Raw genomic sequence first — 25,950 nt, 5'->3', positions numbered from 1 at the left:
TAGCATACTGCAATGAGCTAATTTCATAGGTTTCAAGCAGGCAAGTATTCTAGCTTTTCATCCATTTGCCACCCCAGGTGGAGAAAGGAGGGAACAATATTTGTGCTTCTTGCTGAAAACTGATCATCTGTAACAAAGGAGGGACACATGAGGGGCACCAGGACTTTATTGGCAATTCTAGCAGCAGTATATTTAGTTTTCACCCTGATTATCCTACCTGCACACGCACTTGCCCTGCCTGTAATCCAGGAACTTCTCTATGATGGCGTTGGAGCTGACAGTGATGAGGTGTTCACCGAAATCTTCGGTACTGCGGGGATGCTTTTCGATGGCTGGCACCTGGTGGGTATAAACGGTGGGACTGGCGAAATCTATCGCACTATAGACCTCAGCGGTGCGTTAATTCCAGCAGACGGCATCCTGTTGATCGCTACTGCTGATGCTGTGGGCGAGGTCCTTGCCAACAGGGACTTTGTGGCAAATGTGGACTGGCAGAATGGCCCAGATGCAGTGCAGCTCCTGAATCCAGCGGGCGAGGTAATAGATGCCCTGCAGTACGGCGACGCTAAAAACAATAACGCGGGCGAGGGTACACCGGCGGTTGACGTCAGTGCGGGCTGGAGTCTAGCCAGGTTTCCTTTCGCTTTCGACAGCGGTGACAATTTTGCCGACTTCCAGGCCACGGAATTCCCTACCCCAGGAACTGGCCTCGAGCCGGTGCCGGAGCCGGGAACAATGATGCTCCTGGGTGCAGGCTTGCTTGGTCTGGCTGCCTATGGCCGGCGGAGCCTACGCCAGGATGCCTAGGCCTATCTGGCACAGCAAGCAGCAATTCCGATTGCCGAAAAAGAGACGGCACCTTGCCGTCAACAACGGCTGCAGCTGAAACTGGAGAACCGGTTCTCTCAGTGGCATCTAATGGATTCCGGCGGGAGGACCGGACTCAGAAGCCTTCTTGAAGAGTAAAGTCAAAGGAATGAGCACTGCGGTGAGCCAGGCAAGTATCCAGAAGGCATCATTAAAAGCCAGGATGCTCGCCTGCCGCATCACCTCTATGTAAATAAGCTTCAGGACAATGGCAGGATTGGCAAGGTCGCCGTGGTGAGATTGCAGCCATTTTAGTATTTGCTGGGAGCGAATTTGCCAGGCAGGATTGAACGGCGTTATGTGTTCCACCAGAAAGTTCTGGTGGAACTGGGCTCGTTGGGCCAGCATGGTAGTGCTGAAGGCAACGCCGAAGCTCCCGCCCAGATTTCGCAACAAATTGAAGATGCCGGAGGCATTGCCCGTTTCTTCCTTTGGAATGTCCTGAAATGTGGCGGTGGCCAGAGGTACAAAAAAAAGCCCCATGCCAAATCCCTGAATAACACGAGGCCAGGCAATCTCAAAAAAACCAGCCTGCAGATTGAAGCCAGACATCAACCATATGGCATAGGCCATGATGCTCAGCCCCGCCCCCAGTAGATAACGGGCATGATGCTCAGCCCCGCCCCCAGTAGATAACGGGGATTCACACCTTTCTTCATCAGTATACCGGCCACAGGCATGATCAAGAAGCTGGCAATGCCGCCAGGACCCAGAACCAATCCTGCCCACAAAGCAGTGTAATTCATCAATTTCTGCAGATAGAGTGGCAAGAGCACAAAACTGCCGAAGAGGCAGCCGAAGCCGGTGAACATGATGAGATTTCCGGCAGAAAAGCTTGGGATCTTGAAGGCTCGCAGGTTGACGACCGGATGCTCGGCGCGCAATTCAACCAACGAATAGAGCTAGAGATACCGCCGCAATAATGGAAAGGTAGATGATAAAGTGAGAGTTGAACCAGTCCTCACGCTCACCTTTGTCCAGGACAATCTGCAGGGAGCCCAATCCCACGCTCAATAAAAACAAACCCCAGCTATCTATCTTGATTATCTTGCGACGAATGTATGCGGGGTCCTGAATGAAAAGGACGGCCAGGAATACTGCCAGGGCGCCGACCGGCAGATTGATATAGAATACCCAGCGCCAGCTCCAGTTGTCCGTGATCCAGCCGCCCAGAACAGGTCCAATAATAGGGGCCATTACCACCCCCATGCCGAAGACTGCCATTGCCAGTCCATGTTCAGCCACTGGAAAGGTTTCAAAAAGGATAGCCTGGGAAAGTGGCTGCAAACCCCCGCCGCCCAGTCCTTGAAAGATCCTGGCCAGGATGAGGATTTTCAAAGAGGGTGCCGCACCGCAGGCAAGAGAGCTAAGGGTGAAGAGTGTGATGGAGAAAAGAAGATACCGTTTTCTGCCGAACACACTGGCGAGCCAGCCAGTGATTGGAATAATAATGGCATTGGAGACAAGATAGGAGGTGAGCACCCAGGTAACTTCGTCCAGGCCTGCGTTGAGGCTTCCCTGGATATGCGGCAGAGAAACATTGACCACGCTCATATCCATGACCTCGATGAAAGTGGGCACCATTACAGTGAGGGCTACCACCCACTTGTTCACACCGGGATTGCCGTGGTCGTCTGCCATTTTGCTTAGCCGTTTGTATGTCCTGCTGGAGCGAAGGGTAGCAGGAGGTCGCCGCTCTGGTCTGCCGTATCAATGGTGACCTCCAGCGAAAATCCCACTCGGAGCGGGTATTCAGGAGGAAGAGGTTCATCGAAGACAATCTTGACCGGCACTCGTTGGACAACCTTGATCCAGTTTCCTGTGGCATTCTCTGGAGGCAGCAGCGAAAAAGCTGCCCCGGTGCCGGCTCGAATCCCTGTTACTTTGCCGTGATATGTATAGCTAGGATAGACATCGGCATGGATGGTTACGGGTTGGCCAATGCGAACATGCTCCAGTTGTATTTCTTTGAAATTCGCTTCCACGTACACTTCCTGAAGCGGCACTATGGCCATCAATGGCTGCGCCGGTAAAATGCGATCACCTACCTGAACATTCTTCTGAGCCACATACCCTGTTATGGGAGCTCTGATGGTACAATATTCAACTTTGAGTCTGGCGGCAGCCACCCTGGCCTCTGCCTCTTTTTGCTGCCCTTTGAGTGCCGCTAGATTCTGCCGTTGGATTGCCACCTGCTGCAATTCACTCTTGGCAGAGCGCAGCTGGGCTGCTGCCCGGGCTATCTCCTGATCCGTGCCTTCGAGATCAGCCTGCACTGCCTGCAGTTCAGCGTCAATGGCATCGAGCTCTGCTTTTGCTTTGATGAATGCGGTTCTGGTCCTGTCAAGCTGCTCCTCGGCAACAACCTCACTTTTATAAAGTTTTTGAAATCTTTCTAAATCACGTTTGGCCTTGCCCAGGTCGGCTTGCACTGCAACTCGCTTTTTCTGCAGCTCTGCCATCTTGTGGACGCGCTCCTTCTTTTTCTCTTGCGCTCCTCTGAGTACCGCCTCTGCTCCGTCGACCTTGGCCCTGGTTTGAGCGTCAGTAAGGGAAATTGCAATTTCAGTGGCTTTCAGTTCAGCTGCTATCCTTTCGAGAACACCCTGGGCCTGCTCGAGAGCGACCTGGTAATCACGCGGATCCAGCTGCACGAGCACCTGCCCTATTCTCACTGGCACATCATTATCTACTAGCACTCTCGTCACTGTGCCAGGAATGCGGCTACTGATGCGGGCAATATCAGCCACCACATAGGCATTGTCTGTACTCACTCGATTCCGTTTGAAAAACCACCAGTAGACAGTGCCTCCTGCAATCAGAATGAATATCGCCAGCAGAAAGATTGGCAATTTCTTGTTTCGCTTCTCATTTCCAGGCTCATCATTTTTTGTTACCATGATTACCATCCGCTATCATCTCTTCATCATTGGCGCCAGCCCATCTAGAAGCCATCCACGGCATGGCCTTCTTCTGCCTCCGTCTCAACCGATAATAATCTCATCCAGACTGCGCTTGGGGACGTGATGGATGCCTTTCTCGTCCCGCCAGTACTTGACATCACCTTGCGGGCCTATTTCTTCTAGCACAACCGTCTCTTTAGGTTTCCCGAGGGCCACTGTCAGAAGTATCTCGAGATGCTCCTGAATATCCAGTAATTGTCGAAGCTTTTTTCTTTGTATGGAGCCGATCATGCAACCAGCCAAACCTTTTTCTACTGCACCTAGAAGAATAGTCTGACAGGCGATGCCATGATCGCAGCCTGCAGATTTGGCAATCCGGGTGTCGCACAGAACAATAATGTAGGCGGATGGCCGTTCACCTTCTGCCGGTCCTGGCCAGTCTTTCAGATATCCAGCCCAGGCAAGACAAGGAAAAATCTTTTCATTGCTCTGGGGATCGTTGGCAAGGATGTATTTCAGGGGTTGTAGATTTGCCGCAGAAGCAGTGCATCTTGCCAGATCCACGAGTTCTCTCAAGGTTTCTATCTCTATCTTCACATCCTCGTGAAACCGCCTATAGCTTCTGTTCTTGATTACTAGGTCCCGGAGCATCTTCTCCCTCCTCTCTTTTCAAGGGCAGCACCCAAAAATCAGTGCAGTATACCACCTAACATTGCCAAAAAGAAAACGGAAGTTGTCCTTCTACACCAGTCTCAAGCAGAGGAACCAAAAGAGTTCCCACACGGGGAACTTCCCCTGATTCTAGAAAGTTTCGGGATGGAAGTTCCAGGAAAGTGCATTCAACAGGGGCGAATTGCAAAACCAAGATGGTTTCATCAGATGTCGAGCCACTGGCGCACTTGGGCGGCAAAGGCCATGGCGTCCAGCCCCTCCAACTGTTGAAAGGCACCGAGAAAGTCTTTCCCCTGTAAGAGATAACAACTGTTGCCGTGAAAGATGGCAACTACTACTCTCTCAGCCATGGTTGGGTTTCTCTGTTTAGCCTTGATATAGCGTGTGAAGTTTGGATATACCCAATCGCGGAGATATTCCCAGGATTTTTCCTCCATCAAGGAGATTTCGTAAAAGAGATATTGCTCCTTGATCTCTGCAGCCACATCACTTCGGTACTGATTGTAGAGTTCCCCCGGGATGGTTTCGAAGGCCTTTGCCAGCATGAATTCGAGGTACCGTGCCATAGCTTTTCCTCTCAAAGCCACTAAATGGACTCGATAAGCAGTCAATTATCTCGAATGATATTAACAACAGCAGTGGAAGTAAAGCGTCCGAATTGAGACAAGACCGGGATGTAAAGAGTTGTAAAGTAGCACCAGCCATTTGCTGAATTTGTCCTCAGGGAATCATAAATAGAGATTTCTTGGCTAACTTGCAGCTGTTGGCTGGGGGCTATGGAAAGGTGATCTGGAAAAAGGCAAGAGCCTGTAGGGAACAAGGGAAGCAAGCTCAGGGCGGTACCCAACCACAATATAATATGGTGGACAGCTACTCACTGCCTGCTGGGAAGGAAAAAGGCGCAATTCTCTCGCTTCAGCCAATCTTTCCCCTCTGTAGAAGTCCTGAGAAGAAGCTGGGCAAAACGTGAGTTGCTCTCAGTGCTGTTCTTGCTTTTTTGCTGAGATTTCCTGTTCTGGATTGGCCAGAAAGGCACCCAGGATAAATCCCAATAGGGCCAGGTAGCCAAAAACCACCTGCCAACTGCCGGCCAACTGCCACATCAGACCCGAACCAACAATGGCTGGTACTCCAAATACTACGGCAATTCCAGCTTTTCTTTCGAGCGTCATTCTTGTGTTCCTCCGTTAGTTATCAAAGGCACAATGTCAAGTTTGTATAGCGAAAAAAGAAGGACAAGTAAAGAAAAAACTGACCTGTTCCTCAGACGGGAGGTGTAGTTTCGTTGGCTTGCACAGGGTCCTGTTCCGATTTCCCTCGGCAAGAGGGCGGGCAGGAAGCGACGCACTCCTTTGTTGCATTATTGCAACGCATGTTAATTAGTCATAATAACTGATATTTCTAATTTTAGGTTGCAATTATGCAACAAAGGAGACCGCTGCCAGTAATTCAACCCTCTTCCCTTTAATTGATAATTGGCTATAATATTAGCAGGTTATACAAAACTTCCTCGGCTGGCACAATCGTTGCCTCTCAAGCTGGTGACTCAAAAGAAGTGCGAGGTGATGCCATGAGGCGGCGAGGCGTCAAATGAAAATAGCCATCCCACTTTACGACTCGAGGGTTTCGCCCAGGTTCGGATATACCCAGGAGATATTGGTTGTGGAGCTCGACGAGGGGCGAGTAATTGGTCGTCACACTCTAAGTATGAACCGACGGTATCCTCATGAGGTGCCTGACATTTTACGCCGGCAGGGGGTAGAGCTGGTAATCACTGGAGGCATGAACCATTTTTTACAAAACCTTTTTCGCAGCCGTGGCATAGAGCTGATATGGGGCATTATTGGAGAAGTTGACGAAGTCCTTGCAGCTTACGTCTCAGGACAGCTGACCCCGGGAATGGGGTGCTGCCCACGCAGACACCGGAGAAGACGCTTTCGTGGCAGGCATTAGCGACCACGAGAAAGGAGGGATGACATATGCCAGGACTTGACAGAACAGGACCTGCTGGAATGGGACCCATGACCGGATGGGGCCGAGGTCTTTGCAATCCGAGAGGAGCCTATCGTTTCTTTGGCGGCCCGGGCCGGGGTCGTGGACTCGGTCGAGGTTGGGGTATGGGTCGGGGCCTGGGTCTCGGTCGAGGCAGGGGCCGGGGCTGGGGCTACGGCTACTGGGCTAGGGGCTTTTTCCCTTGGTGGGACCGGGGTCCCATAGCACCCTGGGGAGCCTATCAAGCCCCTTATTCCAGGGAAGACGAGATGGTGATGCTCAAAGAGCAGGCGGCAGCTTTAAAAGAGGAGCTCGACGCCATCGAAGAAAGACTGGGGAGCTTAGAAACTGAGCAAAGCTCGTGAAGCTGAGCAGGAGGGGTGAATGAATCTCACCCCTCCACTCCCTGTCTCCCTGCCGACACCTTTTGGCTGCCTTGACAGATTCACTAGTCGTTCTCATATTTGTGAATGGAATATCGAGTGGCAGATTCTTATCAACAACTGAGAAGGCAAGGAAGAGAAAAATGAAAAAAGAAGCGTGTGACGAACAGAAACCTTGTGACAGTTGCGAGAGCGGCAGTAGTTGTTCGGCCAAGGAAAAAGAAGCGCACGAGCAAAAAAGGCTGGAGCAAAGGCTCTATCACATCCGCCATAAGATTATGGTGATGAGCGGCAAAGGCGGCGTTGGCAAGAGTACCGTAGCTACTAACCTGGCTGCCTCTCTTGCTTTTCGCGACTATCGAGTGGGAATACTGGATGCTGACATTCACGGCCCTAACGTTCCCAAAATGCTGGGTGTCGAGGAGAGACAACTCGTGGGACACGATGATGGCGTAGATCCTGTAGAAGTCTTCAAGAACTTTCACGTGGTATCGATGGGGTTGCTTGCTCACGATCCTGATCGAGCCATTGTCTGGCGAGGGCCCCTGAAACACTCGGCAATCAAGCAGTTCCTGGCAGATGTCAGTTGGGGCGATCTGGACTTCCTCTTTATTGACCTTCCACCAGGCACAGGTGATGAACCGCTCAGTGTTGCTAATCTCATCAAGAATGTAGACGGTTCAATAATCGTCACTACTCCCCAGGACGTTGCTCTCCTGGATTCGCGAAAGGCTGTCAATTTCAGCCGGCTGTTGAACATCCCAGTGCTGGGAATAGTGGAAAACATGAGCGGTCTGATCTGCCCCCATTGTGGCGAAAAAATCAATCTCTTCAAAATTGGCGGTGGAGAGCAGGCCGCTAGACAACTGGGGGTTCCTTTCCTGGGACGCATACCGATTGATCCTGAGGTGGTGGAGAAGTGCGACTGTGGAGAACCTTTTGTGGCTGCAAACCATGATTCTGAGGCAAAAAAGGCATATGAAAAGCTCACCCAAGAGGTAATCGAGGCCATGGAATCTGCAGGTCAGAAAAAATCTTCGGCAGTGCATTGAGAGGCATTGCTGGATAAGCGGCAAAGGATCTTCTCCTGCCCACATCTCTTTTCAGGAGGGCTGGCTAGGAAAGGTCAGGCAACAAACAGATGGGAAGCACTTCAGAGAGGAGGAGCTATGCGCATAGCAGTGACCACTCAGGAAAGGGACCCGGAAGGTGAAGTGGACCCGCGTTTTGGCAGAGCTAAATACTTTCTGGTGATAGACACGGACACCAATGAGTTGCAGTTGGTGGAAAATCGACAGAACCTGAATCTACCTCAAGGAGCCGGTATCCAGGCAGCCCAGAACTTGGCTGGTGCCAAGCCGGATGTGGTTCTCACTGGCAATTGTGGGCCCAAAGCCTTCAGGACATTACAGGCAACAGGAATCAAGGTGGTAACAGGGGTTAGTGGTCGCATCTCAGAGGCAGTGCAGGCCTACCTCGATGGGAAGTATCAGGTAGCTTCCCAACCCAATGTCGAGGGACACTGGACTTAATGCTACTTGAAACCAGGCAGCATTTCTGTGAAGTGGACATAAAAAAGGAAAGGAGTGTAGACGATGAAATTTGCAGTACCAGTCGCACAAGGTGTACTTTGTCCCCATTTTGGACATTGTGAACAGTTTGCCATTATAGAGGCGGATGATGGCCAGATAAAGAACAAGGAACTGCTCATTCCTCCTCCTCATGAACCTGGAGTTCTTCCTCGTTGGTTGAGCGACTTGGGAGTCGAAGTGATCATTGCTGGGGGCATGGGCCGCAGGGCCCTCGATTTATTTGCTCAAAAGGGCATCAGAGTAGAAATTGGCGCACCCAGCGCACCGCCAGAGGAAGTGGTTGCTCAGTATCTGAAAGGCAGTCTAATTACTGGACAGAATATTTGCGATCATTAACGAAATACAGGAAAAAGTGCTGATCCACTATTGGCAGAACTAGCCGCTCCCGCGAAAAAGGAGAGGAGATGAAGATTGCAATTTCGTCAACCGGACCAAGCTTGGATGCTCAACTTGACGAACGTTTTGGCCGCTGTTCATGTTTCCTGATTGTAGACTCGGCAACTGGGGAATTCGAAATCATAGAAAACAAGGCAGCTATGCTGAGTGGTGGGGCCGGCATCCAGGCCGCCCAACTAGTGGCAAATTCAGGTGCTGAAGCAGTGATTACCGGACACGTGGGTCCAAATGCTGCGGATACTCTGGCAGCTGCAGGGCTCAAGGTATACATAGGGGCCAGCGGTACTGCTGCTGAAGCACTGAACCAGTATAGAAGCGGGCAGTTGCAGGAAGCTTCCGGTCCATCGGTGCAGGCCCATTTTGGCACTGAGGGCGGAGCTTCTGCTACTAGCCGAGGAAGCGGCCCCGCTGCGGGTGGCGGCATGGGTCGTGGCATGGGCATGGGTCGTGGCATGGGTCGTGGCATGGGCATGGGTCGTGGCATGGGCATGGGCCGTAGGCAAGGCAGAGGCGTCACCTCGGAGGAGAGACAAGCCGATTACGGCATCGATCTGCACGAACTCAAACGGCAAAAAGACCAACTTCGCGATCAGTTGAAGAGAATCGATGAGAGAATACGCCAACTGGAAAAGGAGCGGCGTTAGGCGGTAGCAGAAACTGGCAAAGCAGCTTCCCTCGAATGATGGCGGGAGAGAACCATTATGATTATAGCTGTGGCAAGCGGTAAGGGTGGCACGGGAAAGACTACTGTAGCTACCAATCTGGCCATGTCCCTGACAGTTAAGGTGCAGCTGATCGACTGCGATGTAGAGGAGCCCAACAGCCATATTTTCTTGAAGCCACAGATCCACGAATCCGTTGAAGTCCAGGTACCCAAGCCGTTGATAGACCTCGAGAAGTGTACTTTTTGCGGTGAGTGTGCCAGGATCTGTCGTTTCAGCGCCATTGTTGTGGTTAATAACAATGTGCTCACTTTTCCAGAACTGTGCCATGGCTGTGGAGGTTGCACCAAGGTATGTCCAGAAGATGCCATCACAGAAAAATCTCATCCCATCGGCCTCCTAGAACATGGCAAGTGTCAATCTCTTGAGTTCGTACATGGCCGACTAAGTGTGGGCGAAGCCATGTCTCCTCCTCTAATCAAGGCGGCGCGCAACCTTGCCGGGGACCACGACGTGGTGATAGTCGATGCGCCCCCAGGCACGTCTTGCCCTGTTATTGCTGCTGTAAAAGGTAGCGACTTCTGCCTTCTGGTAACCGAGCCCACACCGTTTGGCCTCAATGATCTGCAGCTGGCAGCTGAAGTAGTAGCTGAACTAAAAATTCCTGCCGGCGTATTGATAAACCGCTCGGGCAGCAGCGACCAGGAGACTGTTGATTTCTGCCGCAGCAAAAAGATACCCGTACTCATGACGATTCCAGAGGATCGACGCATTGCAGAAGCCTATTCCTATGGCCGGATGCTTATTGAGGTGCTGCCGAGCTATAAGGAGCAGTTCCAGGAGCTCTATCGCCACATAAAAAAAATTGTCGGTGGAAACGGAAGGTAGCCAAGTGAAAGAACTCGTTATCTTGAGTGGCAAAGGCGGCACAGGCAAGACCTCAATTGCCGGCTCCTTTGCAGCGCTCGCCAAAGATAAAGTGTTGGCAGATGCTGATGTAGACGCTGCTGACCTATTTATTCTCCTCGAGCCCACTATTCAGAAAAAGGAGCTGTTTCGTGGTGGACATACCGCCCACATCGATGCTGCAGTATGTACGGCATGCGGAGAATGTCTGGAGCTTTGCAGGTTCGACGCCATAAGTGATGATTACATTGTGGACAAGATTGATTGTGAAGGCTGTGGGGTTTGCGCTCACTTTTGTCCGGTTGCAGCAATCGAGATGCAGGAAAATATCTGCGGTGAATGGTTCATCTCTGAGACCAACTACGGACTATTCGTCCATGCCAGGTTGGGAATTGCTGAAGAGAATTCAGGCATGTTAGTGACCATCGTTCGACACAATGCCAAACTTCTAGCCGAGGAGCAGGGCCACAAGCTTATTATCGTGGATGGCCCTCCTGGCATTGGTTGTCCGGTAATTTCAGCCATGACTGGTACAAGTCTTGTGCTCATTGTAACTGAGCCTACCCTCTCGGGACTGCATGACATGAAACGAGTAGCTGAACTGGCTGGTCATTTCCAGATTCCTGTTGCCGCATGTGTAAACAAATATGACCTCAATCAGGACATGACCGCAGCCATACGCTCATACTGCGACGAGCACAACATCCAGCTCCTCGGGCTCATCCCGTACGATCCCGTGGTTACCAGGGCCCTGGTACAGAAAAAAATTGTAGTGGAATACAGCAACGGCAGAGTTGCCGACGAGATAAAGAAGATCTGGCAGGGGCTTGCCACAATTCTTGAGGTCGGCGTCTGAGGAGAACATCAGCAATCATGGACCTGAAAAAACAAGTGGAAAGAAGCCTTGGCGCTGTGATCGATCCAGAAACTGGGATGGATGTGATCAGGATGAAATTGGTGCGGGACCTCGAGGTGGATGATGACGGCAATGTCAGCTTGACATTTCGTCCCTCTTCAGTGGTTTGTCCTCTGGGATTTCAGCTGGCCATAAATATTCAGCAGGCTGTGAAGAGTGTGGCAGGAGTCAAGCGAGTGCAGGTAAACGTTGATGGCTTTGTGCATGCTGCACAACTCAAAAAGATTCTCGCTGATCTCAACTAGCAGTATAGCAACAATGTGCCAGATGGGAGGGAGTGCCAATGCCTATCTATGAGTACCAGTGTCAGGAGTGCGGCGAAGTTTGTGAAATACTGCTGATCTCGAGTCATCAGCCTGAACAGCGTCTCGAATGCAGCAACTGCGGCAGTAGCAGACTTGAAAAGATCCTTTCTGCGGCTTCCTATGCCGTTAAAACGAGCGGCAGCAGCGCCGGCCACACCTGCTGTGGCCGCGAGGAGCGGTGCGACACCCCACCCTGCTCCACAGGAGGGAGCTGTCGGCGTGATTTTCGCTGACACCCCAGCTTCAGCCACGTAGCCCCACAACTTCTGGACGACCTGCCATGTGGTTGCACGCCAGCAAAGAGGTCTTGGTTGCTGCGCTGACCTCTTGCAGTGTTTGCAAAGGTCTCCTCGTATTTGAGCTTCTCCAAGGAGTGCAAGTCACGAGATCAGGACAATAGTTCACTTTCCGGGTGAATGGTTTACCGATTTGCTAAATCTTTCCAGTTGCCATTTTACCAGTTACTTTGAAATTAGGCGAAACTCTTGCAAAATCATTCTTGAATCCTGGAGCACGATCACGTATGATAGCGTGTCGAACGTCGTTCTCCCCGTTTACATCATCTAGAGATGGAGGAATGCTATGGCAGAATTCGAAGAGGTCTGTTATACGAGAGAAGGAGCTATCCAGAAAGCAATCGAGATGGAACAACATAGTTTTGATGTATACCGTAGAGCTTATGAGGTTGTCGAGGACCGCCGGGCCAAAAAACTGGTAAAGGAACTTGCTCTTGAGGAGCTCGAGCACAAATACACCCTTGAGAAGGCCTTTCTAGAAGAAGAGATCGCCTTGCACGAAGCACATATGGAAGAAGGGCCCAGCATGAAATTGACGCTGCTCCTGGAGGAAAAGCCTCTGCATGAAGACTCCAGTGCTCAGGATGTGATGATCCACGCAATTCATGAGGAAAAACGGAGCGTAGATTTTTACACCAAAATGGCACAAGCTTGCGGTGACGCTCCCATGGCAGGTATGTATCAAAGACTGGCACAGGATGAGGGAAAACATCTGGCTCAACTGGAGGAATTATACGAAAGCATCTACATGCCTGAAATGTAGCTGATTTCGACGTCTTGCCAATTGTTCAAATCAGATGACACGGACAATTGGCAAGATGACTAGCTTGCCAATTTCTCATTGCACAGTATGCTGGACTAGCGGCATCCTGCCGCTGTAATACCCCCTTTTATCTCACCGTTGTCAACAGAAGTTGCTCCCTTTAATTTCGGCAGTCCCGGCAGCTACCATGGAAAGTAAACGGAGAGCATTGCCTTCTGATCGTAGTCAGTTTCATGGCGAAAAAAGCTGTTCTTTGAGTTATACTTCGTGTTGTCCATTAATCACTTGTTCAATTTAGACAGACAATGCTCTGCCAACAAAGGAAACGACTCTAGAGAAGGAGTTTTTCTCAAGAATGACTGCCTCACGAACTACATTGGCCGGCCTCTTTGTGACATTAATAGTTCTTTTTTTTCTTTGCCCAACTACCAGTGCAAGCATCTCGACAACACCCAGGTACAAGCTGGTCATATCTTTGGATCTGTCAGATCACCGCTTGAGCGGCAGCATGCAGCTTATCGTCCCTCGAGCAGTTGACCGACTCGCCGTGGGAAGCTCGCTACAGATCGATAAGATTACTATAAATGGCCGTCAGATTGCTCCCCTGGTAGATAATGGCTTTCTCTCACTGCCGGAGCATGCGGACGGCACTATCCTTCGCCTGCAATATCAGGGCTATTTCCGTGCAAAGCCTGGCATTCGTGATAATGTTATCTCGCCACAAGGCGCCTTTCTGCTGGATGCCTGGTACCCTGCTGCCATGGCAGATCTGGCGAGATTTTCCCTGGAAGTACGAACACCAAAGGGATTTGCGGCCGTCTCTGAAGCAAACACCATAGAGAAAAGATCAAGCTCAGATGGCACTATCTATAACTTTCACTTTCCAGAACCAACGCCAGGAATCCACCTTGTGGTTGCTCCTTATGTGGTCAGAAAAGCTCGCTATCACCAGATCGAGATAGCCACCTATTTTCTCTCAGGAGACGACAGCCTGTCAGAGCGCTATCTGTCGCAAACAAAAAGATATCTGCAGAGGTATGAGCAAATGCTCGGACCATATCCATACGCCAGGTTTGCCATTGTGGAGCATATACTGCCCACGGGTTACGGTATGCCAACCTTTACCTTGCTCGGCCGTCAGGTGCTCAAATTACCCTTCATACCCGAGACCTCGCTGGGCCATGAAGTACTTCATTCATGGTTCGGCAACTCCATCTACGTGGATTATGCTTCTGGCAATTGGTGCGAAGGGCTGACCTCTTACCTAGCTGACCATCATTTTGCTGAACTGAAAGGTGAAGGCTGGAAATATCGCAAAAACATCATTGAAAACTACGAGAGCTATGTCCATGGCAGTGAAGAAATAGCTGTTCGCAGCTTTCGTGCTGGAGAAGACCGTGCTCAGCGGGCCGTGGGTTATGGCAAGGCTGCCATGGTGTTCCACATGCTCAAAAAGAAAATCGGCGAAGAGGCATTTGCCTACTCATTGAAGCAACTTGTGCAGAAGCGCATGTTCAAGATTACTTCCTGGGACGATATTGAGAGGATCTTTGAGAAGTCTACAGGAAAATACCTCCGGCCGTTTTTCGACTTCTGGTTGGACAGCAAAGGTGCTCTGGACCTTTCTCTAGACTGGGCCAGGGCTCGTGAGGCCAGTGGCAGCTTCCAGGTTGATTTGCAGGTGCACCTCAGCAATGGTTCTCTGCCCTTCCCTATTGTTTTAGTGGCAAACACAGCTGCTGGTCCGGAGAGTAGAGTAATAATTGCGACCGCTTTGGAGCAGAGCTACACGCTTGACTTTGCCTCCAGGCCCACCTGGCTCACAGTCGATCCAGAGTACGACCTATTTCGCAGGCTGCAACCTGAAGAGCAAACACCAAGATTGAGCCGACTTCTGGGCGACCCAGGCCGGACTGTCGTGCTCCAGCGGAAAGATGAACCCGTATATGGTGCTCTGGTGGAGAAACTACGCGGTCAGGGCTTCAACATCTTGGAGGACAGCGCAACTGACCACGGGGCTTTGTCGCACAAATCTGTACTCTTTCTGGGAACAACGCAGAAAAACCTGCCAACTTTTATGGAGCACACAAAAGATCAAGAAGGCTTCACCATTGTGGTCAAAAAAAATCCTTTCAGTACTGACCATGTACTGGCCCAAGCCACAGCGTCAAGCAGTGCCGAGGTCGAAGCCATAGTCGACAAGCTGCCACATTACGGCAAATACAGCCGACTCGCTTTCAGACACGGCAGGATAATGGACAAAGAAATCGCTAAAGGCCAAAGGGGACTGAGAATCGAAGTGACTTCTCCTGTGGTGGGATTTTCTCTCAAAGGAGTACTGGGAGTAGGTGAAATTGTTTCGCAAATAGTCGATAAACAAATTGTCTACCTGGGCGAAAAGCACAATCGCTATGGCGACCATCTGATGCAGCTCGACTTTATCCGAGCACTCCATGGCAAGCATCCTGAGCTGGTCATCGGCATGGAGATGTTTCAGAAATCATATCAAGAGGCATTGGACAGCTATATTGCCGCTGACATCGACGAAAAGACTTTTCTCAAAGAATCACATTACTTTACTACATGGAGGTTCAATTATTACCTCTATAGAGACATACTGCAGTATGCCAGAAAAAAGAGTATTCCTGTGATAGCACTCAATTTAGACCATAAACTGGTTGCCAAGGTGGCAAGAGAAGGACTTGCTCATTTGAGCGAAGAACAAAAGAAAAGCATTCCAACAGAACTGGATTTCAGCGATAAATCATACCGCACTCGTTTGAAGAGGGTGTTCGACATGCACCAGATAGAACTGCCAGGCGGTACAGCTCCCGAAAACTTCGATTACTTTGTTCAGGCACAGATTCTCTGGGATGAGACCATGGCGGAAACCATTGCCAGATATCTCCAGGCACACCCACGCTGCCATATGGTGGTGATCGCAGGCAATGGTCATTTAGAGTATGGCTCGGGGATACCCAGGCGGGCGTATCGTCGCTTTCAAGCAAGCTATACTGTTATCTTGCCAGCTCAAAACGTCATGCCGGCTGCCGATCTTGCTGATTATCTGGTGTTCTCCACAGAAGTTGAAGCGCCACAGGCAGCCAAGCTCGGGGTCCTGCTCGAGGCAGATGCCGCCACACTCAAGGTTACAGGGTTTTCCACAAGCAGTGGCGCCAAAGCAGCTGGCATGAAAAAAGGAGATTTCATCACGGCGGTTGAGGAGCATCCTGTTCATACCCTTGAAGACCTCCGCATCCTTCTTTTCGACAAACGACCGGGTGACACGGTGAGGGTAACAGTCAGGCGCGGCTCCAAGCTTGTAAAGTTGACCGTGGAATTGAGTTGACAGCTGAGCTGCTAACGGAGAAAATCTGGCTGCTCTAATGGTCGACTGAAGTGCTCTCAACACGCTCTCCCTGAGCAGCTGCACTTACTTTATGCTCGAGGACCCATTGCTGTCGAGAGACGATTTTCCTACGCCCTCGACCCAAGACCATATGGAGCGAGGCTGAGAGACTCGGGATCTGGAATGGCCCGCATAAAAGCTTTTGAACTCTATGCTGTAGACCTGCCATTCCGCCGCTCATTCAGACATGCGGCAGCAGTTAGAAGGACATCTGAAAGCATTTTCCTAAAATGCCTCACAGATGACGGCCATGTGGGCTTCGGAGAATCCCTGCCGCGGGCTTACGTCACTGGAGAGACAAGAAAAGGCGCCTTTTCTTTATTGCAAGAAGATATCTTGCCCAGGCTGCTCGGCATGGAATTTCACTCGCTGGCTCAGGTTCTTTCCTTTCTGCATGAATGCGACGGCAAGGCCCCCTCGCAATGGGCATCTCACCATCGTCCACAAAATGCTGCCTGGGCAGCAGTTGACCTGGCATTGCTCGACGCTTTCGGCCGCGCCTTTGGCCGGGCTGTCCGAATCAATACTGCTGCAGCGCTCGAGGCCAATGTCCGTTTCAGCGCAGTGCTGTCAGCACAAAGTCCACTCAGGGCCCTCCTGCAACTGGCAAGAATCCGACTGTATGGCCTCCGCCAGCTCAAGCTCAAAGTGGGGCAGAATCTGGACAGGCGAATCGTTCGTACTGCCCGCCAGGTGTTGGGTGCCTCTGCCCGTATTATCGTTGATGCAAACATGGCCTGGAACTTTCAACAGACTCTGGAGGCCATGGCATTTCTGGCTCGCAAGGGAATCCGCTGTGTGGAACAGCCCACCAGGGCGGATGACGTCGAGACACTTGCAAACTTGGTGGCAAGGACTGACTTTGAAATCATTGCAGATGAAAGTATACATGACAGGAAATCCCTCCGGATGCTGATTGCCCGAAACGGCTGCACCGGGGTGAATGTCCGCATATCTAAATGCGGCGGTCTGATTGCCTCATACAATCGATGTCGCGAAGCCCTGCAGGCAGGTCTGGATGTTCATCTGGGCTGTCAGGTGGGAGAGTCTTCCCTTCTTTCCGCAGCCCAATTAATCTTGCTCTCAGCATTGAAGCAGGTAAAATACTGTGAGGGGTGCTTCGGCCTCCACCTGTTGCAGTGCGACCCCGTGCGGCCGCTAGTACAATTCGGCTACGCTGGCTGCCCGCCTGAGCTGCCCCAAGATGATGGTCTGGGCATTCAGCTCAACCCAGAAGCCCTGGCTCCTTGGTGCAGCCAGAGTGCCAGAATAGGACACAGCTGAGTCCCACCATGTTTACCTTCCATAGAGTGGTTCAGAATGATTCACAACTATAGATAGATCTATGCCTCTTCCTGGAGCCACAAGTCGTGGCGCAAAGTCGCCGTCCCCATGGACACTTTCTAGTCCAAGTCGAAATGCTCTTTAAACTTGGGGATTACCACATCCCATCCCAGTTTGTCTTCAATTTTCCGGGCCAGGGAGCTGCAAGCCTTGGGCTCTCCATGCACAATAAAAGTTTTTCTCGGGGGGCGATTGAAGCCAAGGAGCCAGGCCAGAATTTCATTGTAGTCTGCGTGTGCCGAAAAGCCGCTTAGCTGTTCAATATGTGCCCTGACAGGAACATGCTCTCCATGAATCTTTACCGTATCCTTGCCTTCCAGGATTGATCTACCCCTGGTCCCATAGGCCTGATAGCCGATGAAAAGCACCGTGTCTCTTTTTCTGGGCAGACGATACTTCAGGTGATGGAGGACGCGGCCGCCTGTTGCCATGCCGCTTGCTGATATGATAATTGCCTCTCCGTCTATTTCATTCAGAGCTTTCGATTGTTGGCGGCTGCGGCTGAAGTGAATCTCTTTCGGCTGCAGAATGCTGATGCCGTTCAATTCAAGTACCTTAGCCTGCAAATCGTAATTGGCCTTGTGCTTTGCGAAGATTTCCGTGACATTGATTGCCATGGGCGAATCTACATGCACAGGTAGCGAAGGAATCTTACCCTGCTCTTCCAGTTGGCGAATGGTAAAAAGCAGCTCCTGGGTACGCCCTACAGCAAAGGCCGGCACCACGAGAACTCCTCGCCTTTTGGCAGTTTCATTGATCACCCGTTCCACTTCAGCTTCCGGGGACTGCTCCCCGTGCAGGCGATCGCCATAAGTGGATTCCAGAATGAGGTAATCCACCTCAAACATTTGCACTGGATCACGCAGTATGGGTCTGCCAGGCCTGCCGAGATCGCCACTGAAGACAATCTTTCTTCTCTGTCCACCTTTGGTGGTCTTGATGTCCACAAACGAAGAACCAAGTATGTGGCCTGCATCTTTGAACTTGATTCGCAGGCTGTTGCTGAGAAAAAGATCCTCGCCATAATGTAATGGCTGGAAAAGCTCCAAGGCTTTTTCGGCATCTTCAACAGTGTAAAGCGGCAGGGCCGGACGGTGCTTCGAATATCCTTTCTTATTGGCCCAATAAGCGTCTTCCTCCTGGAGATGCGCGCTGTCGCGCAGCATAATTTCACAAAGATCTCTGGTAGCGTGAGTACAGTGAATCTGGCCGGAAAACTTGCCGGCTCGGAATCGCGGCAGATACCCGGTGTGGTCAATATGGGCATGGGTGAGAAGTACCCGGTCGATCTTTGCAGGCGGAAAAGGAAAAGTGTCCCAATTCATCAGCCGGTGTTTTTTTGGTCCTTGGAACAGACCGCAGTCAATGAGGAGTTTCTTACCCTCGATTTCCAGGAGATGGCGTGATCCTGTCACCGTACCAGTGGCACCAAAAAAGCTGATTTTCATAGTATCCATTCGGCAGACTCCGTAATCGTTTGGTGGTTTGCCAACCTAGAGCACAGTGTACTCATTCTATTATCCGACTATTACTCTTGCGGCAAGGATTTATCAGTGAAATCATTTTGCTGGTCTGCTGCAATATCTACGCTCTCCTTTCGCCTTACTATGAGTTCGTCCCCCGGATGGATTGGCTCCTTCAAGTTCAGTCGATTCCAGATAAGCAGGGCAGCCAGAGGAACCTCAAATTTCTCTGCGATAGTGGACAAGTTGTCGCCTTTCTGAACCAGGTACACCAATTCATCTCTTTCTGCCAACCACTTTTTCACCAGCGCGGCATATCTTTGTTGGAACTTTTTGGCTGAGCCCTCGGGAAGTCGCAGGGTGAAATCTCCTGGAGGGAGATAGTGGCCGCGAATTTCTGGATTCAAATCCTTCACCACTTTGAATGATGTTTCGGCAGCCTGCCCAACTATTCGTAAGGGAACATCTCGAGAGCAGTGTACAACAACCTTGTCAAAGGTGAGCTGTGGATAGTAGTCTGTTTCGGCGAGATGAAATCCAAATCTATTGGGCTGGGTCAAAATCAATTTGGCTGCGACCACACGGAAAACATAACGCTGAGTCTGCAGCGGCAAATACAGGCTGTAGTAGTCGTTTGTACCTTGCTCCAGGATTTCAGCAAGCAGCCCTTCTTCTCCCATGTTATAAGCTGCTGCTGCCAGAGTCCAGGAGCCGAGAAGCTGACGGAGATCTCTGAAGTACTTGATGGCTGCAGAGGTAGAATCAAAGATATTGCGGCGCTGGTCAACGCGACTGCTGATTGTCAAACCGTACTTGCGGCCTGTGGACTTCATAAACTGCCAGAAGCCCGTGGCCCCTTTTCGAGAACGAACGTGAGGGCGCAGGGCACTCTCTGCAATGGCAATATACTTGAGATCGTCAGGCATGTTGGCCTCGCGCAGCATTTTCTCCACATGCGGCAGGTATCTGCTAGAACGCTTCAACCAGAGAATTACTTGCGGCCGGTCCCAGAGCGACAGGAGCAGCTCTTTCTCGAATCTTTCTTTTACCTCTTGTCTTTCCAGGGGTACGGTTTCACCACAAAATTCCACAGTGCCCTCGATATGCACGGAGGACAAAAGAGAGGGAAAAGAAATCGCAGTAGGTCGTACTCCACTGATGCTGGCCGGCATGGAGACATCCAGGAGGAGCAGAAGGACTCCAACCAACACGCAGCCCATATTACTTACCTTTCTTACCAGCATTCCCTCTCCTTCCACTGAGACATAGTTCCAGTTTCCCAACAGCTGTCTTCAAAGGGTCCTGTTGGCTGTCTATTCTCTCCCCAGAGTTGCTCAGATGACTCTTTTCTCAGTGAGAGTACATTGAAGAGACTGAATTCATAACAGCCCTGGTCATCCACCTGGAAAAAGACAGTGGTGTTATAGGCGCGGTCTTCCGGGGCATAGTCCTCGTCAAAAGAGACCTCTGCTGCAAAAGGGCCCAGGGTCTCGTAAAGCAAGGCAAAAAACTTCTTGTACCTCTTGTAGCTGCAGCTGGTGGTAAAGACCATGGACCGTCTGTCAATGCTGGCAAAGCAATTGCCAAAATCATGCAAGAGGTTATGTTCTTCGAGAGACTGGCGCAAATGCTCTAACATATATGCCCTCACCGGATGAGACAAGCTGATTCTGTAAGTATCCTGTGTTCGGTACATGTTCTTTTGAAGTCAATAAGCACTACTGAAAGGGTCTTGAATGCCGATATTCAGGTTGCTGTCTAGCTGTCACAAAGTTTGCCGAGACAAATGTATGTACCTACGGCTGACTCGAAAAGAACCGCGTTGGTCGGCTCTCCCTGCCCGCCATAATAATCATCGTATGACCCATCCCCTTCCAGCTGCCGCGTACATCGACAAGACCGGTCCTGTGGATAGACGACTTTCACGTATTAATTAATCAATCTTCTTCATCACAGAGGCCACTTTTCCTTCCAGTCTATCGGAAACGTCTTGCCGATAGTCCACTTTGAGTGCCATATAGATTCGGCGACACTCCTTCTGCATTTCCTTGAAGCTGCGGTGCACCACAGCCATCACCTGTTCATAGTCGCCCTCAAGGCACGTCCCCATTGGACCCAGCTTGTAAGGTAGACCGCTTTCTTTGATAATACGCACGGCCTCGGCCACGTAGGAACTCACACTTTCCCCTTTGTCTAATGGGAAAACAGAAAAATCAACAAGCACACTCATGCCCACCTCCCTTTGCTGTTGCACCATTGCTCATCACAAAAAAGTCGGCATTTACCCCGGGAGAAACACGGCTGCTCCAGGCAGATGACTTCGCCATGCCGCCGCAATCTTCCCTTCAGCTTCCTGCAAATCACCTGCGCTGCAGCTCGAGTATACCCGAGATTCTCATGCCAGTTAATCTAAAAAGCATATCTGCCCTTTTGAAGACAGCCACAGATTGTGCTCTTGATAAGCAATTCAAGGACGTGTATGGTAACTCTGCAACAAATTTCATGGCCAGGCTCCTCGGTTAGCAGGTCGCTTGCCTGCGGGCTGCCTGCTCTGGTCCCATTTGACTGCTGAGAAGAAAATGCACTCTACTGAAGCAGTGGTATATGATCGCTCTTTGCTCACCGATGACGATCTTTACCTTTTTAATGAAGGAAGCCACTTTCGTCTTTTTGAGAAATTGGGCGCCCAGGTGGCCACATTAGATGGTCTGTCGGGAACGCATTTTGCTGTGTGGGCTCCAAATGCGGCCAGAGTTTCTGTGATGGGTGACTTCAATGACTGGCACAGAGACAGCCATCCTCTGCGCCCCGTTGGCGACTCTGGAATCTGGCAGGGCTTCATACCCGGAGTAGATAAAGGTGCTGCATACAAGTACCACATCCTTTCACGCTATCATAATTACCAGGTCGACAAGAGCGATCCTCTGGCATTTTATTGTGAGACGCCGCCCAAGACAGCCTCAATCGTCTGGGATCTTGCCTATGAATGGCAGGATCAGCAGTGGCTGGAGAGCAGGCGTGAATGGAAGCCAACGCACACTGCCATGTCCATCTATGAGGTTCACCTTGGCTCCTGGATGAAAGCCTCCGGGGAAAATAATCGTTTTCTGAGCTACCGCGAACTGGCGCCAAAGCTTGCTGACTACGTGGGAGCTCTGGGATTTACCCATGTGGAATTCTTGCCCATTATGGAGCATCCCTTTTATGGATCATGGGGTTATCAGATAAGCGGCTTTTTTGCCCCCACCTCTCGCTATGGTTCTCCACAAGATTTGATGTATCTGATCGACTATCTCCACCAGCACGGCATTGGCGTTATCTTGGACTGGGTGCCCTCTCACTTTCCCAGTGATGAGCATGGGCTGGGCTATTTCGATGGAACCTACCTTTACGAACATGCCGACGTACGGCAGAGAATCCACCCGGACTGGGACAGTCTCATCTTCAATTACGGCCGCAAGGAAGTGCAGAGCTTCCTGCTGAGCAACGCCAACTTTTGGCTCGAGCGCTACCATGTGGATGGCTTGCGGGTGGATGCAGTCGCTTCCATGCTGTATCTCGATTACTCCCGCGATAACGGCGACTGGATTCCGAACCCTTATGGCGGCAGAGAGAATCTCGAAGCCATTGCCTTATTGCGCCGCTTCAATGAGGAAGTCTACGCCCGGCATCCTGGAGTGCAAACCATAGCCGAAGAATCTACCTCCTGGCCCATGGTTTCGCGGCCCACATACGTTGGCGGCCTGGGATTCGGCATGAAGTGGGACATGGGATGGATGCATGACACCCTGTCCTACATGTCCAAGGATCCCATACACAGAAATTATCATCATGATCTTCTGACCTTCCGTCTCCTTTATGCTTTTCACGAGAACTTCGTTCTGCCGCTGTCTCATGACGAGGTTGTCCATGGCAAAGGATCCCTGCTCGGCAAGATGCCAGGTGACAATTGGCAGAAGTTTGCCAATCTCCGGCTCATCTACGGCTACATGTATACCCAACCTGGCAAGAAACTGCTCTTTATGGGCGGCGAGTTCGGCCAATGGAAGGAATGGAACCACGAGGAAAGCCTGGATTGGCATTTGCTGGACTATGCTGAACACGGCTGTCTAAAGAAATGGGTAACAGACCTGAATCTTCTCTACCGTCAGGAAGGGGCCCTGCACGATCTCGATTTCGAGCCTGCAGGCTTTGAGTGGATCGACTGCCACGATTCACAGCATAGCATCCTCAGTTTTGTCAGGAAATCAAGAAACGATGAGGAGCATATTGTGGTAGTGTGCAATTTTACTCCTGTTCCTCGCCTCGGTTACAGGATAGGCGTATCTCGCAGCGGCTACTGGAAGGAAATTGCCAACAGCGACGCTCATCACTATGGCGGCTCAGGCCTGGGAAACATGGGAGGTGTGCAGGCTGAAGCCATTCCTTTCCACGGCCGTTCTCACTCTGTCAACCTCACCATCCCCCCTCTGGCAGTAGTACTCTTAAAGAGCAAGGATTGATCAGGAGGTTCTATGACTTCAGGGGAGATTAGCAGCTAATGGAAAGGTACATATGTATTCATGGCCATTTCTATCAGCCGCCTCGAGAAAATCCCTGGTTGGAAGCGATCGAACTGCAGGATTCGGCACATCCCTACCATGATTGGAACGAAAAGATAACGGCGGAATGCTATGCCCCCAACGCCACCTCCCGCATTCTCGATGACAGAAATCGCATCGTTCATCTGGTCAACAACTACCAGAAGATAAGTTTTGATTTTGGGCCGACTCTTCTTTCCTGGCTCGAAAATCATGCCCCAGAGGTGTACGCCGCCATTCTCCAGGCGGACCAGGAGAGCCAGCTGGCCTTTGCCGGCCACGGCTCAGCCCTGGCACAAGCTTACAACCACATGATTATGCCGCTGGCAAATAGCAGAGACAAATATACTCAGGTTGTCTGGGGCATACGAGATTTCGAGCAGCGCTTCGGTCGAAGACCGGAAGGCATGTGGCTGCCCGAGACGGCAGTGGATCTGGAGAGCCTGGAAATTCTGGCTGCCCATGACATACATTTCACCATTCTTGCTCCCAGGCAGGCCCATCGCATCAGACCTCTGGGAAGCAAAGAGTGGCTCGATGTGAGCGGAGGCAAGATTGATCCCAGCAGGGCATATACTTTGAAACTGCCCTCGGGAAAGAATCTGGCTCTCTTTTTCTACAATGGACCCATTGCCCGGGCTGTTGCTTTTGAGGGCCTGCTGAACAGAGGAGAAACCTTTGCCCAACGTCTTGTGGGGGGCTTTACAGCAAAGCAAGACTATCCTCAAATGGTCCACATTGCCACCGATGGCGAAACATACGGCCATCACCACCCTTTTGGGGATATGGCTCTCGCCTATGCTGTCCACTATATTGAGAGCAATTCTCTAGCTCGCCTGACCAACTACGGCGAGTACCTGGAAAGACATCCACCAAGGCACGAAGTGGAGATATTTGAGAACACCTCGTGGAGCTGCATTCATGGAGTGGAAAGATGGAGGTCTGATTGTGGCTGTCACCTGGGCGCTCACCCGGACTGGAATCAGACATGGCGCGCTCCCTTGCGACAGGCCATGGACTGGCTGCGAGACAATCTAGCTCCTGTTTATGAAGATTACTGCAGCAACTTTGTCTACGACCCATGGAAGGCAAGAAACGACTACATCCAGGTGGTCCTTGATCGCTCAGATGCAAGCCTGGAGCGCTTCCTGCAACAGCAAGCCAGAAATGAACTCAACAGCGACAATACCGTTACCCTGTGCAAGCTCCTGGAACTGCAGCGATATGCCATGCTCATGTACACCAGTTGCGGCTGGTATTTTGATGAGCTTTCAGGAATTGAAACAATTCAGATTCTGCAGTACGCTGGCCGAGTACTGCAACTAGCAAAAGAGCTTTTTCCTCGGTTTGATGAGTCGCCCTTCCTGGCCATTCTCGAGCAGGCCGAGAGCAACAAGTCTACAGAGGGGAACGGCCGGCACATCTACGAACAAAATGTAGCGCCTGCGGTGCTGGATCTTGAAAGGGTTGCCGCCCATTATGGCATGAGCTCTCTTTTCCAGGCCTATGAGCAAGAGGCCAGGATTTACTGCTTCCAGGCGCGGCAGGAGGATTATCGCACTGCAGAGGCCGGAAGGGCAAAAGTGGCGCTAGGACGTATCACTCTTTCCTCCACCATCACCAGAGAGTCGAACTGCTTTTGCTTCGGGGTTTTCCACTGGGGGGATCACAATCTGCTTTGCGGAGTGCGGCAATGCCAACCGCCAGAAATATTTGCAGGCTCAGTCGAGGAACTCATGAAAGTGTTCTCCAGCGCAGACTTTCCAGGCACCATTCAGCTTCTGGAAAGCCACTTCGGCCAGCCAATGTACACCCTGAAAGATCTCTTTCGCGATGAACAAAGGAAAATACTGGATACAGTGTTAGCCGCCACACTTGTAGATGTAGAGGCCATGTATCGTCAGGTCTACGAGTACAATGCACCGCTCTTCCGGTTCCTGCACGATCTAGGTAGTCCCCTGCCCCTGCCGCTGTCAGTCGCTGCTGAAGTAGTTCTCAATTTGAGTCTGCAGCAAGCGTTCCAGGAAGAGCAACTCGAGGCCATACATATTGAAAAGCTTCTGAAAGAAGCGTACATGTCAGGAGTTTCTCTGAACACCACAGTCCTGGAACTCACCTTTAGAAAGAAGCTTGAACACCTGGCGAAGGAGCTTCTCACTGATTCCTCACAGGAGGAACTTCTGCACGCACTCGATAGCGCCCTGCATATAATGGAATCTCTTCCCTTTGCGGTCAATCTCCGCCAGGTCCAAAATTATTGCTACCACATCCTCCACAGAGATTATCCAGCGCTGCAGCACAGAGCCGCACAGGGCGATGCTGATGCTGCTCGGTGGGTGCAACAGTTTGCATCAATCTGCGACAGACTCTCTATTCTGGTGCCTGAATGAAAATCCTTGCAAAGTCTAGATATGGGCCATGGACTGTCAGCTTCAGCTCAGCCAAAAGGAGGCCATCTGTTGCTCCAGCTGGGCGACTGTTCTAATTTGACAGCAAAGGCG

At 51.1% G+C, this 25,950-nt stretch carries 24 protein-coding genes and 1 pseudogene; 16 read left to right on the top strand and 9 right to left on the bottom strand.

The genetic code is table 11. The features are described 5' to 3' along the window. Positions 1-318: 318 nt before the first annotated feature. A complete protein-coding gene (locus JRI89_05350; GenBank protein ID MBW2070664.1) occupies positions 319-807 on the top strand; it encodes a PEP-CTERM sorting domain-containing protein in 489 nt (162 codons plus the stop codon). A gap of 108 nt (positions 808-915) precedes the next feature. On the opposite strand, the pseudogene JRI89_05345 reads toward JRI89_05350, so the two are convergent. From JRI89_05345 to JRI89_05325, 5 genes and pseudogenes are all read right to left on the bottom strand, one after another. After that, positions 916-2,508 (bottom strand): annotated as a pseudogene (locus JRI89_05345) (DHA2 family efflux MFS transporter permease subunit). A 5-nt stretch (positions 2,509-2,513) separates the two neighbouring features. Next, on the bottom strand, positions 2,514-3,767 hold the full coding sequence (locus tag JRI89_05340) for an HlyD family secretion protein (protein MBW2070663.1): 1,254 nt from the start codon (positions 3,765-3,767) through the stop codon (positions 2,514-2,516). A gap of 84 nt (positions 3,768-3,851) precedes the next feature. After that, the gene (locus JRI89_05335; protein ID MBW2070662.1) at positions 3,852-4,421 is read right to left on the bottom strand and encodes a nitroreductase family protein; all 570 of its coding nucleotides are present in this window, start codon (positions 4,419-4,421) and stop codon (positions 3,852-3,854) included. 224 nt (positions 4,422-4,645) lie between these two features. After that, on the bottom strand, positions 4,646-5,008 hold the full coding sequence (locus tag JRI89_05330; protein ID MBW2070661.1) for a hypothetical protein: 363 nt from the start codon (positions 5,006-5,008) through the stop codon (positions 4,646-4,648). Positions 5,009-5,419: 411 nt separating this feature from the next. Next, positions 5,420-5,614 carry a hypothetical protein gene (locus tag JRI89_05325; protein MBW2070660.1) on the bottom strand — a complete coding sequence of 65 codons (195 nt, stop codon included), beginning with the start codon at positions 5,612-5,614 and terminating at the stop codon, positions 5,420-5,422. 418 nt (positions 5,615-6,032) lie between these two features. On the opposite strand from JRI89_05325, the gene JRI89_05320 reads away from it, so the two are divergent. The 13 genes from JRI89_05320 to JRI89_05260 all read left to right on the top strand — a co-directional run bounded on the left by JRI89_05320 (position 6,033) and on the right by JRI89_05260 (position 17,346). Next, positions 6,033-6,395: a dinitrogenase iron-molybdenum cofactor gene (locus tag JRI89_05320; GenBank protein MBW2070659.1), complete on the top strand. Its 363-nt coding sequence runs from the start codon at positions 6,033-6,035 to the stop codon at positions 6,393-6,395. A 26-nt stretch (positions 6,396-6,421) separates the two neighbouring features. Next, positions 6,422-6,799: a DUF5320 domain-containing protein gene (locus tag JRI89_05315; protein ID MBW2070658.1), complete on the top strand. Its 378-nt coding sequence runs from the start codon at positions 6,422-6,424 to the stop codon at positions 6,797-6,799. A gap of 161 nt (positions 6,800-6,960) precedes the next feature. Further along, the gene (locus JRI89_05310; protein MBW2070657.1) at positions 6,961-7,869 is read left to right on the top strand and encodes an Mrp/NBP35 family ATP-binding protein; all 909 of its coding nucleotides are present in this window, start codon (positions 6,961-6,963) and stop codon (positions 7,867-7,869) included. A 117-nt stretch (positions 7,870-7,986) separates the two neighbouring features. Beyond that, positions 7,987-8,349 carry a NifB/NifX family molybdenum-iron cluster-binding protein gene (locus tag JRI89_05305; GenBank protein MBW2070656.1) on the top strand — a complete coding sequence of 121 codons (363 nt, stop codon included), beginning with the start codon at positions 7,987-7,989 and terminating at the stop codon, positions 8,347-8,349. A gap of 63 nt (positions 8,350-8,412) precedes the next feature. Beyond that, positions 8,413-8,745, top strand: a complete 333-nt coding sequence (locus JRI89_05300) for a NifB/NifX family molybdenum-iron cluster-binding protein (protein MBW2070655.1) — start codon at positions 8,413-8,415, stop codon at positions 8,743-8,745. Between the two features lie 68 nt (positions 8,746-8,813). Continuing rightward, the gene (locus JRI89_05295) at positions 8,814-9,449 is read left to right on the top strand and encodes a DUF5320 family protein (GenBank protein ID MBW2070654.1); all 636 of its coding nucleotides are present in this window, start codon (positions 8,814-8,816) and stop codon (positions 9,447-9,449) included. Between the two features lie 57 nt (positions 9,450-9,506). Further along, positions 9,507-10,355: an ATP-binding protein gene (locus JRI89_05290; protein MBW2070653.1), complete on the top strand. Its 849-nt coding sequence runs from the start codon at positions 9,507-9,509 to the stop codon at positions 10,353-10,355. 4 nt (positions 10,356-10,359) lie between these two features. Then, the gene (locus tag JRI89_05285) at positions 10,360-11,229 is read left to right on the top strand and encodes an ATP-binding protein (GenBank protein MBW2070652.1); all 870 of its coding nucleotides are present in this window, start codon (positions 10,360-10,362) and stop codon (positions 11,227-11,229) included. 17 nt (positions 11,230-11,246) lie between these two features. Beyond that, entirely contained in the window at positions 11,247-11,534 is a 288-nt protein-coding gene (locus JRI89_05280; protein ID MBW2070651.1) for a DUF59 domain-containing protein, read from the top strand. Between the two features lie 38 nt (positions 11,535-11,572). Beyond that, positions 11,573-11,827: a zinc ribbon domain-containing protein gene (locus tag JRI89_05275; GenBank protein MBW2070650.1), complete on the top strand. Its 255-nt coding sequence runs from the start codon at positions 11,573-11,575 to the stop codon at positions 11,825-11,827. 349 nt (positions 11,828-12,176) lie between these two features. Next, on the top strand, positions 12,177-12,653 hold the full coding sequence (locus JRI89_05270; GenBank protein ID MBW2070649.1) for a ferritin family protein: 477 nt from the start codon (positions 12,177-12,179) through the stop codon (positions 12,651-12,653). Between the two features lie 355 nt (positions 12,654-13,008). Further along, positions 13,009-16,002 carry a ChaN family lipoprotein gene (locus JRI89_05265; GenBank protein ID MBW2070648.1) on the top strand — a complete coding sequence of 998 codons (2,994 nt, stop codon included), beginning with the start codon at positions 13,009-13,011 and terminating at the stop codon, positions 16,000-16,002. A 183-nt stretch (positions 16,003-16,185) separates the two neighbouring features. Then, a complete protein-coding gene (locus JRI89_05260; GenBank protein MBW2070647.1) occupies positions 16,186-17,346 on the top strand; it encodes a hypothetical protein in 1,161 nt (386 codons plus the stop codon). Positions 17,347-17,465: 119 nt separating this feature from the next. Here JRI89_05260 and JRI89_05255 read toward each other — a convergent pair whose 3' ends face one another. From JRI89_05255 to JRI89_05240, 4 genes are all read right to left on the bottom strand, one after another. Continuing rightward, complete coding sequence (locus JRI89_05255) at positions 17,466-18,854, bottom strand: MBL fold metallo-hydrolase (protein ID MBW2070646.1); 1,389 nt, start codon at positions 18,852-18,854, stop codon at positions 17,466-17,468. Positions 18,855-18,934: 80 nt separating this feature from the next. Beyond that, positions 18,935-20,113 carry a transglycosylase SLT domain-containing protein gene (locus JRI89_05250; GenBank protein ID MBW2070645.1) on the bottom strand — a complete coding sequence of 393 codons (1,179 nt, stop codon included), beginning with the start codon at positions 20,111-20,113 and terminating at the stop codon, positions 18,935-18,937. Further along, positions 20,104-20,508 (bottom strand): hypothetical protein, encoded by a 405-nt coding sequence (locus tag JRI89_05245; GenBank protein ID MBW2070644.1) that lies wholly within the window; start codon positions 20,506-20,508, stop codon positions 20,104-20,106. Before JRI89_05245 ends, JRI89_05250 begins: the two co-directional genes overlap by 10 nt. Before the next feature lie 294 nt (positions 20,509-20,802). Beyond that, a complete protein-coding gene (locus tag JRI89_05240) occupies positions 20,803-21,099 on the bottom strand; it encodes an MTH1187 family thiamine-binding protein (GenBank protein MBW2070643.1) in 297 nt (98 codons plus the stop codon). 349 nt (positions 21,100-21,448) lie between these two features. Between JRI89_05240 and glgB the strand changes: the two genes are divergently transcribed. Then, complete coding sequence (gene glgB / locus JRI89_05235) at positions 21,449-23,371, top strand: 1,4-alpha-glucan branching protein GlgB (protein ID MBW2070642.1); 1,923 nt, start codon at positions 21,449-21,451, stop codon at positions 23,369-23,371. Between the two features lie 38 nt (positions 23,372-23,409). Then, complete coding sequence (locus JRI89_05230) at positions 23,410-25,839, top strand: DUF3536 domain-containing protein (protein ID MBW2070641.1); 2,430 nt, start codon at positions 23,410-23,412, stop codon at positions 25,837-25,839. The last annotated feature ends 111 nt before the right edge of the window (positions 25,840-25,950 follow it).

This window comes from Deltaproteobacteria bacterium, assembly GCA_019309045.1.
In the GTDB taxonomy this organism is placed as follows: domain Bacteria; phylum Desulfobacterota; class Syntrophobacteria; order BM002; family BM002; genus JAFDGZ01.
Note: the sequence above shows the minus strand (reverse complement) of the source record. Positions and strands in the feature narration are given on the sequence as shown.